The organism is Facklamia sp. HMSC062C11 (assembly GCF_001810675.1).
GTDB lineage: Bacteria > Bacillota > Bacilli > Lactobacillales > Aerococcaceae > Facklamia > Facklamia hominis.
The window spans coordinates 38,415-54,809 of record NZ_KV802385.1; the positions used below are offsets into that span (position 1 = coordinate 38,415).

The 16,395-nt window shown below is 39.3% G+C and carries 16 protein-coding genes and 1 other annotated feature; of the genes, 13 read left to right on the forward strand and 3 right to left on the reverse strand.

Going from position 1 to position 16,395, the window contains the following annotated elements:
* Positions 1–264: 264 nt before the first annotated feature.
* The 10 genes from HMPREF2758_RS02795 to rpmA all read left to right on the forward strand — a co-directional run bounded on the left by HMPREF2758_RS02795 (position 265) and on the right by rpmA (position 10,743).
* Positions 265–2,907, forward strand: a complete 2,643-nt coding sequence (locus HMPREF2758_RS02795; RefSeq protein WP_070609073.1) for a valine--tRNA ligase — start codon at positions 265–267, stop codon at positions 2,905–2,907.
* A 21-nt stretch (positions 2,908–2,928) separates the two neighbouring features.
* The gene (locus HMPREF2758_RS02800) at positions 2,929–4,278 is read left to right on the forward strand and encodes a bifunctional folylpolyglutamate synthase/dihydrofolate synthase (protein WP_070609074.1); all 1,350 of its coding nucleotides are present in this window, start codon (positions 2,929–2,931) and stop codon (positions 4,276–4,278) included.
* 51 nt (positions 4,279–4,329) lie between these two features.
* Positions 4,330–5,031: a RadC family protein gene (radC, locus tag HMPREF2758_RS02805; RefSeq protein ID WP_070609075.1), complete on the forward strand. Its 702-nt coding sequence runs from the start codon at positions 4,330–4,332 to the stop codon at positions 5,029–5,031.
* A gap of 131 nt (positions 5,032–5,162) precedes the next feature.
* Entirely contained in the window at positions 5,163–6,185 is a 1,023-nt protein-coding gene (locus HMPREF2758_RS02810; protein ID WP_070609076.1) for a rod shape-determining protein, read from the forward strand.
* Positions 6,186–6,203: 18 nt separating this feature from the next.
* Entirely contained in the window at positions 6,204–7,055 is an 852-nt protein-coding gene (mreC, locus tag HMPREF2758_RS02815) for a rod shape-determining protein MreC (RefSeq protein WP_070609077.1), read from the forward strand.
* Positions 7,042–7,611 (forward strand): rod shape-determining protein MreD, encoded by a 570-nt coding sequence (gene mreD, locus HMPREF2758_RS02820; protein WP_006907706.1) that lies wholly within the window; start codon positions 7,042–7,044, stop codon positions 7,609–7,611. The genes mreC and mreD overlap by 14 nt, the downstream gene beginning before the upstream one ends.
* A gap of 106 nt (positions 7,612–7,717) precedes the next feature.
* Complete coding sequence (locus HMPREF2758_RS02825) at positions 7,718–9,622, forward strand: M13 family metallopeptidase (protein WP_070609078.1); 1,905 nt, start codon at positions 7,718–7,720, stop codon at positions 9,620–9,622.
* 74 nt (positions 9,623–9,696) lie between these two features.
* Positions 9,697–9,767: a sequence feature (ribosomal protein L21 leader region), on the forward strand.
* Positions 9,768–9,783: 16 nt separating this feature from the next.
* Positions 9,784–10,095, forward strand: a complete 312-nt coding sequence (rplU, locus tag HMPREF2758_RS02830; RefSeq protein WP_006907703.1) for a 50S ribosomal protein L21 — start codon at positions 9,784–9,786, stop codon at positions 10,093–10,095.
* Entirely contained in the window at positions 10,095–10,439 is a 345-nt protein-coding gene (locus HMPREF2758_RS02835) for a ribosomal-processing cysteine protease Prp (protein ID WP_070609079.1), read from the forward strand. Before rplU ends, HMPREF2758_RS02835 begins: the two co-directional genes overlap by 1 nt.
* A 13-nt stretch (positions 10,440–10,452) precedes the next feature.
* Positions 10,453–10,743: a 50S ribosomal protein L27 gene (gene rpmA, locus HMPREF2758_RS02840; RefSeq protein WP_006907701.1), complete on the forward strand. Its 291-nt coding sequence runs from the start codon at positions 10,453–10,455 to the stop codon at positions 10,741–10,743.
* 70 nt (positions 10,744–10,813) lie between these two features.
* Here the strand turns inward: rpmA and HMPREF2758_RS02845 are convergent, their stop codons facing one another.
* Positions 10,814–11,227 carry a hypothetical protein gene (locus tag HMPREF2758_RS02845; protein ID WP_070609080.1) on the reverse strand — a complete coding sequence of 138 codons (414 nt, stop codon included), beginning with the start codon at positions 11,225–11,227 and terminating at the stop codon, positions 10,814–10,816.
* A 195-nt stretch (positions 11,228–11,422) separates the two neighbouring features.
* Here HMPREF2758_RS02845 and rplS point away from each other — a divergent pair, with 195 nt between their 5' ends.
* Positions 11,423–11,770, forward strand: coding sequence for a 50S ribosomal protein L19 (rplS, locus tag HMPREF2758_RS02850; RefSeq protein WP_070609081.1), 348 nt, complete (start codon positions 11,423–11,425; stop codon positions 11,768–11,770).
* 103 nt (positions 11,771–11,873) lie between these two features.
* On the opposite strand, the gene HMPREF2758_RS02855 is transcribed toward rplS, so the two are convergent.
* Positions 11,874–13,748: a fructose-bisphosphatase class III gene (locus HMPREF2758_RS02855; RefSeq protein ID WP_070609082.1), complete on the reverse strand. Its 1,875-nt coding sequence runs from the start codon at positions 13,746–13,748 to the stop codon at positions 11,874–11,876.
* A gap of 151 nt (positions 13,749–13,899) precedes the next feature.
* Here HMPREF2758_RS02855 and HMPREF2758_RS02860 point away from each other — a divergent pair, with 151 nt between their 5' ends.
* Entirely contained in the window at positions 13,900–14,334 is a 435-nt protein-coding gene (locus HMPREF2758_RS02860) for a hypothetical protein (protein ID WP_070609083.1), read from the forward strand.
* Between the two features lie 49 nt (positions 14,335–14,383).
* Positions 14,384–15,394 carry a YitT family protein gene (locus HMPREF2758_RS02865; protein ID WP_070609084.1) on the forward strand — a complete coding sequence of 337 codons (1,011 nt, stop codon included), beginning with the start codon at positions 14,384–14,386 and terminating at the stop codon, positions 15,392–15,394.
* Between the two features lie 84 nt (positions 15,395–15,478).
* On the opposite strand, the gene HMPREF2758_RS02870 is transcribed toward HMPREF2758_RS02865, so the two are convergent.
* A complete protein-coding gene (locus HMPREF2758_RS02870) occupies positions 15,479–16,300 on the reverse strand; it encodes a Cof-type HAD-IIB family hydrolase (protein ID WP_070609085.1) in 822 nt (273 codons plus the stop codon).
* Positions 16,301–16,395: the final 95 nt, after the last annotated feature.

A 16,395-nucleotide genomic window follows, 5' to 3' on the forward strand; every position in this document is an offset into this window, starting at 1 on the left:
TTTATAAAAATAAAATGAAGGCGATGAAGAGAGGAACATTGACCATCGACTAGAGAGATAACATTTGGTGAAAGTTTTCAAGGTGAATGTGGTAGCTTGGAGTCTTAAAGTATGAGAAACACGGATTAGTACTTTACGGAGCCTTGGCTTCGATATCAAAAAGAGTGACTTTCGGGTCAAAAATTAGGTGGTACCACGTTATTCATACGTCCTATGCGAAGGCATAGGGCTTTTTATTTTAAAATATTAAAGGGAAGGTGTCTTATGAAAGCAGAAGAAATGTCAACCAAATACCAACCTCAAGAGGTTGAATCGGGAAAATACCAGTCTTGGTTAGAAGAAGATCTATTTAAACCCTCAGGTGATAAAAAAGCAAAACCTTATTCAATTGTTATTCCACCACCCAATGTTACCGGGAAATTACACTTAGGACATGCTTGGGATGTGACCTTACAAGATATGATTATTCGTCAAAAAAGAATGCAAGGTTTTGATACCTTGTGGTTACCCGGAATGGACCATGCCGGGATTGCAACTCAAGCCAAAGTTGAAGAGAAGTTGCGTCGTGAAGAATCGATATCGCGTCATGAATTAGGCCGGGAAAAGTTTGTAGAAAAAACCTGGGAATGGAAGGAAGAGTATGCTGAAACCATCCGTCAGCAATGGGCAAAGATGGGAATTTCAGTCGATTATTCAAGAGAACGATTTACCCTTGATGAGGGCTTGAATGAAGCGGTTCGTAAAGTCTTTGTCGATTTATATCAAAAAGGTTGGATTTACCGAGGGGAATATATTATAAATTGGGACCCTGAATTCCAAACAGCACTATCGGACATTGAAGTTGTTTATCAAGATGATCCGGGTCACTTTTGGCATTTGCGCTATCCTTTAGCCGATGGATCGGGTTATGTGGAGTTAGCAACGACGCGTCCGGAAACATTATTAGGTGACACTGCGGTTGCGGTTAATCCTAAGGATGATCGTTACCAAGATTTGATTGGTAAAACGGTGATTTTACCCTTAATGAACCGTGAAATTCCAATTGTTGCTGATGATTATGTGGACCGAGAATTTGGAACTGGGGTTGTTAAAATTACTCCCGCTCATGATCCTAATGACTTCGCCGTGGGCAATCGGCATGATCTGCCTCGAATTAACGTGATGAATGATGATGCGACAATGAATGAGAATGCGGGTAAGTATCAAGGGATGACTCGAGAAGAATGTCGAAAAGCAGTTGTTAAAGATCTTGAAGCTGGCGGATTTTTAATTAAAGTTGAAGATATCGTTCACTCAGTGGGACATTCGGAAAGATCGCATGCAGTTGTCGAACCTCGTCTATCCACTCAATGGTTTGTAAAGATGGACCAATTAGCAAAAGAAGCGATAGCCAATCAAGAAACAGATAATCGGGTAGATTTCTATCCAGCTCGTTTTGAGAATACTTTCTTGACCTGGATGGAGAATGTCCATGATTGGGTTATTTCGCGGCAATTATGGTGGGGACATCAAATTCCTGCTTGGTATCATAAAACGACCGGAGAGGTATATGTTGGATTAGAAGCACCTCAAGATGCTGAAAATTGGCGACAAGAGTCTGATGTGTTAGATACCTGGTTCTCTAGTGCCTTGTGGCCCTTCTCAACGATGGGATGGCCCGACGAAGGACAAGCAGACTACCAAAGATATTTTCCAACGGATACCCTAGTCACAGGGTATGATATTATCTTCTTCTGGGTTAGCCGAATGATTTTCCAATCCTTGGAATTTACGCATAAACGTCCTTTTAAAAATGTTTTAATTCATGGGTTGATTCGTGATGCTCAGGGACGAAAAATGTCTAAATCCTTAGGTAACGGGGTAGACCCAATGGATGTCGTGGATGAATATGGAGCAGATGCTCTCCGTTGGTTCTTGGCAACAGGATCGACACCAGGGCAAGATGTTCGCTATTCAACAGAAAAGATGGCTGCTGCTTGGAACTTTATTAATAAGATTTGGAACGCCTCCCGTTATGTCTTGATGAATGTTGATGATCTAAAATTAGATCAAATAGAGATTGGACAGGATTTAACTCTGGCTGATCGTTGGATCTTATCTAAACTTCAAACAACGATTGAAGAAGTAACCCGTCTATTTGAGAAATTCGAATTTGGGGAAGCGGGTCGCATTTTGTATCACTTTATCTGGAATGATTATTGTGATTGGTATATTGAAATGACAAAAGAACAACTTCAAGCAGATCATTTGAATAGTCGGACGACCCAATCTGTCCTGATTTATGTTTTGGATCAATTTTTACGTTTACTGCATCCGATTATGCCTTTTGTAACGGAAGAAATCTGGCAACACATCGCGCCATCAGGTGCCAACTTATGCCATGCTAAGTATCCAGAGGTTAAGGTTGAATATCAAAATGATCATTCAGAAAAGGCGATGGATCAACTCATTCAGGTGATTACAGCAGTTAGACAGATTCGCAATGAGATGAATACACCATTATCCAAGCCTTTAGATATTATGATTCAAACCAAAGAAGCTCAAGTCATCACTGATTTACAAGATAATCAGGCTTATATTGATCGCTTCTGCCACTGCCAATCTTTAAAAATTGGTGATGAATTTGCTGTTGATGAAGAAATGGTCACTCAAACATTGCCCTTTGCCCAAGTGTTAATCCCTCTTGTAGGGTTGATTAAGATTGAAGATGAAATTCAACGTCTGCAATCTGAAGTGAGTCGTCTGCAATCCGAAGTGACTCGTGCCAGTAAAAAATTGGACAATGAATCCTTTGTCGCTAAAGCACCGGAAGCAGTCGTTGAGCAAGAACGACAAAAATTAACACAGTATGAAGAACAATTACAAGCGGTTAAAGCGCGAATCGAAACGCTTCAATCGATGAATTAATCCATTAAGGGAGATAAATAAATGGAATTTACAAGGATTGAAGAAGCAACGGACTGGCTTTTAAATCAAGTCAATCCGATACCACGTCCGGATATGACGAAGATGTATCAAGCATTAGAATACATGGGGAATCCCCATCTTGGGTTGCCGGTCCTTCATATTACGGGGACTAATGGTAAAGGATCAGTGGTCGCTTATTTGAGAGACTTATTTCAAAGTCAGGGCTTAAATGTGGGTTCTTTTACTTCACCACATATTGAGCGATTTAATGAACGGATTAGTTATAACCATGAACAGATCTCAGATGAAGCGGTTATTCGTTGGACAAACCGTTTAAAAGAATTGAATACTTATATGGAGACTCATTCAGAGTACGGTCGCTTAATATATTTTGAATTGTTTACCATATTAGCCTGCTTATACTTTCAAGAAAAGAAGCCTGATGTATGTCTTATTGAAGCGGGTATTGGTGGAATGCATGATTGTTCTAATGTTCTGGATGGACAGGTATCTGTTATCACATCCATTGGTTTAGATCACGCAGAAATGTTGGGTGATACTAAAGAAAAGATCGCTTATGAGAAAGCGGGAATTATTAAGCCAGGCCATAGTGCGGTGACTGGTTATATGGATGAGGGCCCATTAGCGGTTATCGATCAATGGGCTCAGGACCATCATGCTAAAGCCTATCACTATGATAAAGAGTATCAAGTCAGTCAGGTTAAAGATTTGGGGCCTCACGGGGCAGAATTTATTTTTAAGAGTCCTTTATGTTTGAATGAATCATTAGCGGTAAAGATTGCTATGATTGGTGAACATCAAGTCCACAATGCAGCAACTGCTTTACAAGCGTTTATTCTATGGATGCAAGGCCATCATTTAGAAATTGATTGGTCCAAGGCTCTTCAAGCTTTGAGCCAGACTCACTGGATCGGTCGTTTGGAAGCAATTAGTGAGCAGCCTTTGATTTATCTGGATGGAGCTCATAATATGGAAGGATTAACAGCTTTAAAAGAAGTTGTCTCCCATCAATTTAAAGACTATCAGATTGAATTGGTTTATGCTGGACTAAGAAAGAAAAATCAGCACGACCAAGTTCCTTTATTATTAACTTTTGAGGTTGATCAGGTTAATTTTACCGGCTTTGATCATTTTGAATCTATGGAATTGGAAGACTTCCAAGCTATCTTAGAACAAACGGATAAGCCGATAGAACAGGCGTATCATTTTATTGAAGATTGGCCGACATGGATCGACCAGTATTGTCATGACCATAGTGGATCTGATCGTTCTTTACTGTTGATAACAGGTTCTTTATATTTTGTCTCACAAGTTCGGGAATACATTCTATCACAAAAGCTTAATGGTTAAAGCGCAAACCCCTCCAAGTCATCTAATTATAGGTGAAGGAGGGGTTTTACTATGGCATATATCGATGCTACTTTGAAAAAGAAGGCGGTTCGGCATCCAGAACAACCAAGAGAAAGACTCGTTCAGTATGGTGTAAAGGCCTTGTCCAATCAAGAATTATTGGCCATCCTATTGAGAACAGGCACTCGAGAGCAATCAGTCATGGATCTAGCTGGGCAGTTCTTGGCTTGTTTTTCTTGTTTAAATGATTTAAAGCAGGCTTCTCTTGAAGAGTTCCAATCGATTAAAGGAATTGGTCGGGTTAAGGCGATTGAATTGAAAGCGGCGATTGAGTTAGGGTCTAGGGTTCATATATCCAATTTACCGAGATATGGTATTGCAACTTCGACCCAGAAAGTCGGTCAGTGGTTAATCCAGGAAATGGGGGACCTGCAACAGGAACACCTTGTTTCGCTGTGTTTAAATACAAAAAATGAAGTGATTCGTAAACAAACCGTTTTTATTGGATCTTTGGCGTCCAGTGTGGCACATCCTCGAGAAATTTTTAAAGAGGCAGTAAAATATCCCACTGCTCGAATTATTTTGGCTCATAACCATCCATCAGGTAATCCTGATCCATCGCCAGCAGATTTGTATTTTACCAAGCGAATGATTGCATGTGGTGATATGATGGGTATTGAATTGTTAGATCATATTATCATTGGGAATGGCATATACCATAGTATTCGAGAGACTAGTAACTTATTTGATTAATACCTCTAAGAAAGAGACTAGACTCTATGGTTAGGGGCTAACCCTAGGATGAGACCTAGAATATCCATTGAATCAAGTTAGGTCTTTTGATATAATTTATCAAGCTATATCATTAATGAGGAGGAAGGAACGTGGCAATTTTTGGCAAGGAACGATTAGGTATTGATCTTGGTACAGCGAATACAGTCATATCGGTTGCTAACAAAGGGATTGCCTTACGGGAACCCTCATTATTGGCAGTTGAAAAGCAGACTCAAAAGGTCGTCGCTTTTGGCCGAGAAGCTAGTAGGATGGAGGGACGTACTTCTGATAATTATGAACTGATTCATCCTTTGCAGCACGGAGCGATCGCTCATTTTTCTTACACTAAGCAAATGTTGGCTCATTTTATGTCGGCCTCATTAAAATATTCATATTCAAAACCGGAAGTGGTTTTAACGGCTCCTTGCGACCTTTCTAAGGTAGAAAGAAAGGCGATTATTGATTCAATTCGCGATCTAGGAATTAATCGAGCAATGATCGTCGAAGCACCTTATGCGGTGGCCCTAGCAGCTGGTTTGGAAGTCGAACAGGCGCGCGGTAAGATGGTTGTAGATATTGGTGAAGGGACGACGGATATTGCAGTTATCTCCTATGGTGAAACAGTAAAGTCTCTAACCTTAAAGCAAGCCTCGGGTAGCATGAATGATAAAATTGCGCAAGCGGTTCGTAATGAACATCAGTTGCTCATTGGTGACTATACTGCTGAAACCTTAAAAATTGTTCTGGGAAATGCCCTTTATGAAACGGATGACCAAGACCATCTATTAGTTCGAGGCCGAAGTGTAGCCCAAGGAGTGCCGAGTCAAGCTAAGGTCTCAGCGGCTTTGGTGGCAGAGGCTATCAATGAAGTAATTGGACAAATTCTTTTAGGTATTCGTCAAGTATTAGAACAAACACCCGTTGAATTATCGGCTGATCTCCTGGAAACTGGAATTCTATTGAGTGGGGGAGGATGTCTCTTAAAGCGTTTAGCAACGCGTATTGAAGGAGAAATTGGAATTCCTGTACGTTCATATGATTATCCTTTTGATGCAGCTGCGATAGGAGCCGGTAAGTTATTTGACCAACTCAATTATCAAAGTAAACAGATCGAGCGTCAAGCACGTCTATAGGAAGAAGGAAGACTATTTATGCTCAATAACAAAAAATTAATTGGGATTCTTTTAGGTGGGATTCTAATTGTTTCCTTGATTAGCTACTCACTTTTCAATTCAACCAACAACATCTTAAAATTGGCAGTGAATGAGACGGTATCTTGGACTGGTCGTGTTCTATCTGAGCCGGTGAACATGGTGGTGCGTTTCGTCAATTCGGTGGATGATTTGGTGAATACCTTTGAGGAAAATGAAGCCTTAAAATCTAAAATCGATCAAGCATACGAGATGCAGGTTCGAATTGCTGACTTAGAGACTGAAAATGAAAAATTACGTTCGCAATTAGATCTAAGTGAAACACTTTCTGAATTTACAACGGTTAATGCTACGGTTATCTCTCGTAATCCCGATCAGTGGACTGAAACTTTGATTATTAATGCGGGTGAAAACAAAAAACTTAAACCAAACATGGCGGTGATGGCAGGAAATGGTCTAGTGGGCCGGGTAATTGAGGTGTATCCAACTTCAGCCAAAGTCTTGCTCCTAATGTCACAAAAGAGTAAAGATGGTATGGTGTCGGCTCGCATCCAAACTGATGATAAAGGGGCCTCGGCGATCGGTGTTCTTAGTGAGTACGATCCCCAGACTAAAGAGTATTTAATGACTCAGGTTTCTCCAGATGCTAAGGTTAAGAAAGGGAACATGGTAATTACCTCTGGATTAGGGGGAGTGATTCCATCAACCTTATTAATCGGTGAAGTTACTTCGACCCAGATGGATAACTATGGTCTTTTCCAAATTGTTCGTATCAAACCCGCCGGAGAAATGACCGATATTCGATTTGTAACTGTGATTCAAAGAGCAGGTGAAGCTAATGAGAAGGACTAATCTGGCTTATAATCAAAGTTATCAACGCGATCGGAATATTAAGGGATTAATTCCCTTGGTCCTGTTAATTGCTTTAGTCGTAGATGCCGCCTTATCTACTTTATTTCCTAAGGCATTTATTGGCGAACAGCAGGTCATAGTGCCTCATTTTTTGGTATATTTTATCCTTGTGTTCGCCTTTTATCTGAGACATTCCTATATTTTATGGTATAGTTTTTTGATCGGTCTGGTTCAAGATGCATATTTAACGACAGTATTGGGCCTATATGCCATCATTTACTATTTATTAACTTATTTTATTCTGAAGACAAGAAGGTACTTTCCAAGGAATGCGATTATTCATTTTATGTTGTTTATTGTGGCGATTACCCTAATCGATTTTGTCGTATATTATTTTTATTTAAGAGTGGGCCTTGTTGATATGAGTGTCCAAACTTACATACTGGTTCGCTTGGGACCTAGTTTAATTTTTAATACTGCAATGGCCTTCTTCTTATATTTCCCAGCAAAAGCTTTACTCCGTTGGTTGGGCTATAATGATCATATTATTTTTTAATGATTTAAAGCTGCTTTTAAAAGCAGCTTTTTTGGTAGGGTCTAAGATTGATAGGCCTTTTTTTAGTATGATATAATACAGATAATTTTAAGAAAGAGGTGCTTGTATGACGATTGATCGACAGTTAGTAAAAGAAGATTTATACCAAGCAGTGAATGGCGACTGGCTTAAAACAGCGGTTATTCCTAATGATAAATCTCGTACAGGAGGGTTTTCAGTTTTAGCGGATGAGCTTGAGGAGACCATGTTGTCAGAAGTGGACCAGATGCTTGCTGGAAACGTTGAATTAGAAGACGAAGCACTATTGGAATTTGTGAAGCTTTATCGACTAGCTTTAGATCAAGATAGTCGCACGAAAATTGGAGTGCAAGAAGCGAAGAAAATCTTGGATTGGATTCTAAAAGCGGAAGACTACGAAAATTTACAAGATAGAATCTATCAAATGATAGAAATGGGTTGGACGAGTCCTTTTAATTTATCGGTTAGCCCAGACCTGAAATCAGCTAAAGAGCATGCTTTATATTTAGATGTACCTAATCTAATTCTACCAGATACTACTTATTATCAAGAAGGAAATAAAAAGGGACAGAGTTTGTTAGCAACTTATGAAAAACAAAGCCAAGCTCTATTAGAAAAATATGGCTATTCAAGTGAAATAGCTGAGTTACTGGTTCAATTAGCTTTGGAATTGGATAAAGATTTTGCTCAAAAGCAAAAATCAAGAGAAGTATTAGCTGATTATACTAAGCAATATAATCCACGTCCTAGCAATGAAGTCATCGCTTATTTTAATAACTTGAAGTTTGATGCGATCATTACAGGCTTGATTGGTTTTGTCCCTGAAAACATTATTGTGACCCAAGTTGAGTTTTTTGAGGCTTGGAACTCTTTCTTTAAAGAAGATGGCTTTAAAAAATTGCAAGCCTGGTTATTGGTCCGAGTTGCTAATGATCTAGCTAATATATTATCTGAAGAAATTCGGCAATTGGCTAGTCAGTATAGCCTGGCCTTATCAGGTAACCCAGAAGTTCAGAGCTTTAAAAAACATGCTTATTATCAAGTCAAACAAGTTTTTAGTCAGCCAGTAGGTATGTATTATGGTAAGAAATACTTTGGTCCAAAAGCTAAAGCAGATGTGCAAGAGATGGTTGATCAGATGATCAAGGTCTATCAAGACCGATTAAATCAGAATGATTGGTTAAGCCCAGAGACGATCGAAAAAGCAATTCAAAAATTAGCTGCTTTTGAAGTCTTGGTAGGTTATCCTGATAGCTATCCTGCTTATTATTCTTATTTAAAAGTCGATTCGGATCAATCTTATTTTAAGAATTTTTGTCAATTACAAGAAATAATAGTGGCCCATCATTTTGAAAAAATGGGTAAAAAAGTAGATCGTACAGAATGGCATATGCCTGCGGATATGGTTAATGCTTACTATAGCCCTTCAGGGAATTTGATTTGCTTCCCAGCGGCGATCTTACAAGCGCCATTTTATAGTTTAGACCAGTCTCGGTCTCAGAATTATGGTGGGATTGGAGCAGTTATTGCTCACGAGATTTCTCATGCATTTGATAATAATGGTGCGAAGATGGATGCTGATGGAAACATTAATAATTGGTGGACTGAAGAAGATTTCCGATCCTTTGAAGCCAAGGCTCAAGCTATGATCGATCAGTGGGATGGTATTCCTTATAGACAAGGAAGTGTTAACGGACGGCTGACGGTTTCTGAGAATATTGCTGATTGCGGAGGCTTAACGGCAGCTTTACAAGCTTTAAAGCATGAGTCTGACTACCAAGTTGATGAATTTTTCTATAATTGGGCGCGGATTTGGTGCCAAAAAGCTCGACCAGAATTTGAAGCGATGTTATTACAAATCGACGTTCACGCACCGGCGGAATTGCGGGCCAATATTCAAGTTCGAAATCTGGACGAATTCCATCAAGAGTTTGCAACGAAAGAAGGAGACTCCATGTATCTTGCTCCTGAAAAACGAGTTCGAATCTGGTAAAACAAATTACAATTGATCATTGACAAGATGAAGATCAGTCTGCTAGAATAAGACTGTTGTTGTATTGTGTAGCACCACATCTGCAACCGCTCAGCTTGTGTATTAAGCACATTGGTCGCGCAAGTTGGCGAGTCTCAAAATAAATTATAGGAGGTGCTTAAATGTACGCTATTATTAAGACAGGCGGTAAGCAAATCAAAGTTGAAGAAGGACAAACAATTTTTGTTGAAAAATTGGACGCTCAAGAAGGCGATAAAGTAAACTTTGAAGAAGTAGTTCTTGTAGGTGGCGAAGGCGAAACTAAAATCGGTTCACCATTCGTATCAGGGGCTTCGGTAGAAGCAACTGTTGAAAAACAAGGACGTGCTAAGAAAGTCGTTACTTTCAAATATAAACGTCGTAAAGATTCACATCGTAAGCAAGGACACCGTCAACCTTATACTAAGTTGACGATTAATGCTATTAAAGCCTAATGATTCGAATTCAGATAGGATTGAGCTCAGATCAAAAGCAGGTTCGTTTTATTGAATTAAAAGGGCATGCTGAGATGGCTGATCCAGGATTAGATATTGTTTGCGCAGCGGTTTCCAGTCAAATCATTTCACTTGAGAATTCGTTGTATCAATTGATGTCACTTGAGACAGAAGTTGAAATAGATGATGTTCATGGCGGATATTTGAATCTGACGATTCCACATTTGGGCATAAAGAATAGAGATCATGATATCCAATTGTTATGCCAACATGTGATTTTGGCGCTGACAGTGACGCAAGAATCTTATCCAGAGTATATTCAGATCAAACAAGTTATCGCATAGGAGGTGCAAGTTCATGTTAAAATTAAATTTACAATTATTTGCGACTAAAAAAGGTGGAGGTTCGACTCAAAACGGCCGTGACTCCATTGCTAAACGTTTAGGTGCTAAGGTTGGCGACGGTCAAACGGTTACCGGAGGATCGATCATTTTCCGTCAACGTGGAACAAAAATCCATCCAGGACATAATGTAGGTCGCGGTGGCGATGATACCTTATTCGCAAAAATTGATGGTGTTGTTCGTTTCGAACGTAAAGGAAAAAAAGCAAAGCAAGTTTCTGTTTATCCAGTAGCTGCTGAAGCCTAAATTTTTTAATAGATCTATAAGGGCCTGCTAGATTCATGGAATTTAGCAGGCTCTTTGTATTTTAACTCCTTTATTTACTTTGATAAATTTTATTGCTAAAAAAGTTTTTTAAGTACTTATGATTACCGAGGGTTATTTGCTTTTCTCCAAGAATGGAATAGGATCGGATATTGATGGGTTCGCATTGACAATCCTGTAGACTGGGATTGGGTAACTGTTGCCAACGGATGCTTAGTGGGTCCTGATCATCGATTTGTAGGCTGACAATAGCTGGGTGGTCAGCGGTAAGGTAAGTAGCTAGATTGTTGTGGTCAATCGGATAGGGGTAACCCTTGATGTTGGCTAGGATCGATGATCGATTAAGTACTAGATGATATTGATCGATTTGTCCCTTTTCTATTTGATAGTTAAAGTCGTCAATTTGACTGATTGGAATGGTGATTGTTTCAAGATCAGTATAGTGGAGCTTTATGGAATGGTTCATATATATCCTCCTATGGACTTTATTATGAAGGTCAGCGGGTTAAATATAAAGAGATTTGCTGAAAAAATCTAAGATTTTCCTTTACAATTGATTGTTTTCTAGTATAATTAAACAAGTGGTCAAGAGACCCTAATTAACGATATTCCGCTAAATAGAATGACTATTTAAGAATGTTTGTTGGAAGGAGAAATAAGAATGAGTCAATTGATTGAAAAGATCACTGCAGGTCAATTACGTAACGATATCCCAGATTTTCGTCCTGGTGATTCCGTGAAAGTTCACGCTTTAATTGTTGAAGGCGAACGTGAACGTGTGCAAATCTTTGAAGGTTTAGTGATCAAACGCCGTGGTGCAGGAATCAGCGAAACGTATACCGTTCGTAAGATTTCAAACGGTGTTGGTGTTGAACGGACTTTCCCAGTTCATTCACCACGTGTTGCTAAAATCGAAGTGACCCGTAAAGGTAAAGTACGTCGTGCGAAACTTTACTACATTCGTGCTTTATCTGGTAAAGCTGCTCGTATTAAAGAGCGCGGTTTCTAAGATAAGAATGATAGGCCCATTAATAGGGCCTATTTTTTATGGACTGATAAGAAATCCTCCCAAATACATGTTTGTTAAGTGTTTGGGAGGGCTTTTTTTATAATTATTCATCTTCTAAAAGCATTTCTTTTAATCGGTCAGCCTTTTTATCGAATTCCATACCTAAATCGGTATCTGCGACAAAGAGTCGTTTAGGACGTTCGGTAACAATGTATTTTTTGGGGAGAATGTCTTTCTTCGATTGGATTGCTTCAGATCGACTCGTAAAAGGTTGGTGGGCACAGATATATATTTCATGTGAATTATCGACGAGTGTGTAGCCGGCAATGCCGGTGACTTTTTGATAGGGTTTTGCGAGACCTCCGTCTATCACGAGCATTTTTCCGTTTGCTTTTACTGGCTTTTCTCCCTCAATGGCTTTGATTGGTGTATGACCATTAATGATATAACCAGATTCGTCAAGACCAAATTCCTTTAAGACTTTGAAGCAAAAGTCCTCTTCTTCTCGCAAGCTATAATAGATATTTTGCTTTTCTTTATGGCTGGATTTATCCTCAATGAAGTAACGTTCAAAGGTGGTCATTGCATGTTTTCCAAAGAGTGGAGAAACCGGACCACACCAGAGATACCAAATAAGATCTTTATTAAAGTCATCCTGATCATTTTTATGAATGTAGGCTTGGCGAATCGCATACTCAAAGCGGTCCATTAAGGAGCGTCCTTGATAGACCTTGCCATCTAGGGTGAGTGACATAAAGTCACCATCATCGGTCATCGGTAGGCAACCATGAAAGAGTAGATTTTTATTATAAGTCAAGTATAGAGTTCCCTGTTGGGCTAAAAAGTTCATATGACGACTAAGGGCTGGGGAAGTTTGAAATTGATGCAATAGGTCTAATAGGACGAGTTCTTCACCAAGTGTTAGCTCATAGGGGTTATCTGGATTGACCCGTTGGAAGCAACCGTTTTTAATACTATATTTTTTACCGTTCAGATGAATGGATTGTCGATCTGCTGATAATTTATCCAGTAAGAGTCGATCCTCCATTTGAAAGTCACTCCGTCGTTGAATAACTTGCCCCTCAACCTTAAATTGCATAATGGAAATTGCTTGATGCATCAAGGTGATTTCTAGCTCATCTTCTGGGCTTAAGTTTAAGTTGCTACCTCGAGGACGAAAGGCCTTATTATCTTGGTAGTAACGGTGACCATATTTAGCAAGACGGGAAAGATCGATACCATAATCTTTAAGTAGTTGGGTATTGCCGTAACGCAGTTGAATTCGCAAGACAGTCGTTAGACATGCCAGTGAGCCGGCATAAGCTCCCATCCAGATAATATCGTGATTGCCCAATTGAATATCCATTGATGGAATCTCCATAAGTCGATCCATGATCTTATCTGGATTCGGACCACGGTCATAGATATCCCCTAATACATGGAGATGATCGACTACAAAGCGTTGGATTAAATGGGCCAGAGCAACAGCAAAGTGACGAGCGAGATCAAGGTCAATCATGGTGTTGAAGATCGTATGATAATAACGCATCTTATCGTTTTCAGCATCATATTGATAGATGAGTTCCTCCAGAATATACGCATAAGCGGAAGGCAAGGCCTTGCGAACTTTTGAGCGCGTGTATTTTGAGGTTACATGACGTGTTAGTCGAACTAATTGGTCAAGTAATATCATCCATTCTTCTTTAGATTTTTCTGCATTTAAGACTAAATCCTCCGGATAGTAAATGTTAAAGCAGAGATCGAGTTTTTCTTCTTCGCTTAATATCCCGTCAAACAAGTCGTCTACTTTAATGGATATAACACCGGAACAATTACGTAGAAGATGGTCAAAGGCTTCAAATTCCCCATGCACGTCCGAAATAAAATGCTCTGTTGATTTGGGTAATTGTTTGATGGCTTCGAGATTAATAATTTCCATTAAGTCATTGATTGTGTGATCAGATAATTGATTTTTCATGAATTCGATCCCATCGCTTTCTCTGGTATTTTAAGCGCTTGCTTACTCTTATAAGTTACCATTTTTACAATGCTTGTCAATCGCTTTAAGATTATATAATAATTTGTTATACTTAAGAAGATTTCAAAACAAATTAGAAAGTTGGGTAGTTATGTTAGAATTTAAAACACAATTTGAGGCCCTGTTAAAAGAAAAGGAACTTCCGACACAGTACCAAGCTATTGAAGGAGGGCACCATTTATATCGTTTTCAGTTTAGAGCGTCTAAAGAGCGAATGTTAATGGTGGAAGTCATCTTACAAAAGAGTGAGGAAGCTTATTTTGATGCGCAAATTATTTATCGTCAAGTTCATGTTTTGGACGATTACCAAAAGAAATTTCAAGCTTTAGAAGCGATTAATGACTTAAATGGAGCAAAAACAGGCTATTATAATCTTTATTTAGCAGGAGATGGGGAAATCTATCTACGCAGTCTCATCAGATGCTGTCAGGACCCCAGACCTTTATATGATACCCTAGTGATCGGATCGACAATTGCACGGCTCTTGCAAAAATCATTGCCTGAAAAGTTGGGCAAAAGTCTCTAATCTATGATAGAATGATCTGGTTTCATTTTATTTAAAAGGGGGAGTATGGTTGTTTGAACAATATATTCAAGATAGGCCATTGGTGCGTATCTTATTTCAAATTTTGATTGCGAATATGGCCGCATTTTTTATTGCCATGGGTTTAAATTTCTTCTTGATTCCAGGAGATATTTTTTCTTCAGGGACTTCTGGGATTGCTCAAATTATTAATTATTTTGCACCCGTTATTCCGGTGATTGGGCCTTTCTTGACGGTCGGAAACCTAGTGTTTATTCTGAATGTGCCTTTGCTTTTTTTGTCATGGTTTAAGATTGGTCGTGACTTCACCTTGCTGAGTTTGTTAGTCGTTTTTTTATCGACTGTTTTTACGAATATTGTACCGGTCATTCAAGTTTCAACGAATCCTTTACTTAATGGTATTATGGGCGGTGTAATTTGTGGTTTGGGTTCTGCCGTTGCAATTAAGTTTGGCCTATCCTGTGGTGGATTGGATATTGTATCTCTGGTGTTAGCACGGGTTGTGAATGTGAATATCGGGATCTTAGGGTTTGCGATTAATTCCCTGATCATTTTTGCTTCAGGTGTTTTGTTTGAATGGGAGAATGCTCTTTATACATTAATTTCGATTTATGTATTAGCCAATACGATTGATAGCATCCATACCTCTGAACAACGTCTCACTGCCTTGGTAGTTACCAACAAGATGGATGAGGTTGTGAATGCGATCTATAAGTCCATTGTTCGTGGTGTAACGATATTAGATGGTCAGGGAGGCTATCTTCGAGACAAGCGGAGTGTGGTCATGGTTGTGATCAACCGTTATGAATTGTATGCCTTACAGCAAGCCGTTAAGCATGCCGATGATAAAGCCTTCATTAATATCGTGCCTTCGATTAAGGTGGTTGGTCATTTCTTTAGTCGGGATCAACAACGAGCCATGAAGAAACAGGTTCAAACTACCCAGCCTTCATCTGATAGTATGAGGGATAATAGCCATAACTATAGTTATGGGTTAGAGTTTGATCAACTTTATGAGAATGTGGATGATTTAACCGATTAAAAAGCCTGTCAGGCTTAGGAACATTGCTGGATCAAACTGTTTGAAACAGTTATCCTCATAATGCTCCTGAGTCTGCAGGCTTTTTTATGAAAGAATTTTTAGATCAAAGGCTTTAATCAAATGCTTGGCCAGACCATCTTGGTCATTGGTAAAATCAGTAATCTCATCTGCGCTATTTTTGATCAGCTCAATGGCATTCGCCATTGCAACACCATGCCCAGCATACTCAATCATTTCCCGATCGTTATCTTCATCGCCAAAGGCGTAAATACTTTCCCTGGGAATATGGTAGAAGTCGGCAATAGCCTTCACACCGACCGCCTTATTAATTCCGGCACGGACGACTTCAAGAACCGGAAATTCTCCTCCCCAAGTTCTTACTGCAACTTGATCCGAATACTTATTTTCAATCTGTTGTTTGATAAATGTTTGCTGGTCTTCACTCGAAAAGAGGGTTAGGGCGGTAGGGTTTTTAGTTAAGCTTGATCGGGTCAGCTTAGACAATTGGGTTTCTTCTTTGGGATAGTAAGGTGAATCTGGTAAGTTCATCGATGAAGAATAGAGGCGATCAATCCCTTCAGCACAGATTAAATTGACATTTAAGCTGTCCTGCCTTTTTAAAAGCTCTAGGGCGATTGACCGGTCTAAGTCATAATGATAGGCTGCAGTCCAAGCTGGACGCTGAGGAAAACAGCAATAGGCCCCATTAAAATTAACCATCGGGCTTGTAATCCCTAATTCTTGATAAAGGCCAATGGATGTGCGATAGGGTCTTCCTGTTACGATTGCTATAAGATGTCCCATTTCATCGAGTTTTCTTAAGCATTGTCGTGTTAAGGGGCTAAGTTTGGATTGGTTATTAAGAGTGGTTCCATCGAGATCAATGGCAATTAAATGTTGTTGCATAGTCTTCCTCCTTGATGATTGTTCATTATATCATAGTCAGACTTTTGTTTTAAGAAGATAATTTTAAACCAGTTTTTAATTGGTCGTTGGTATTT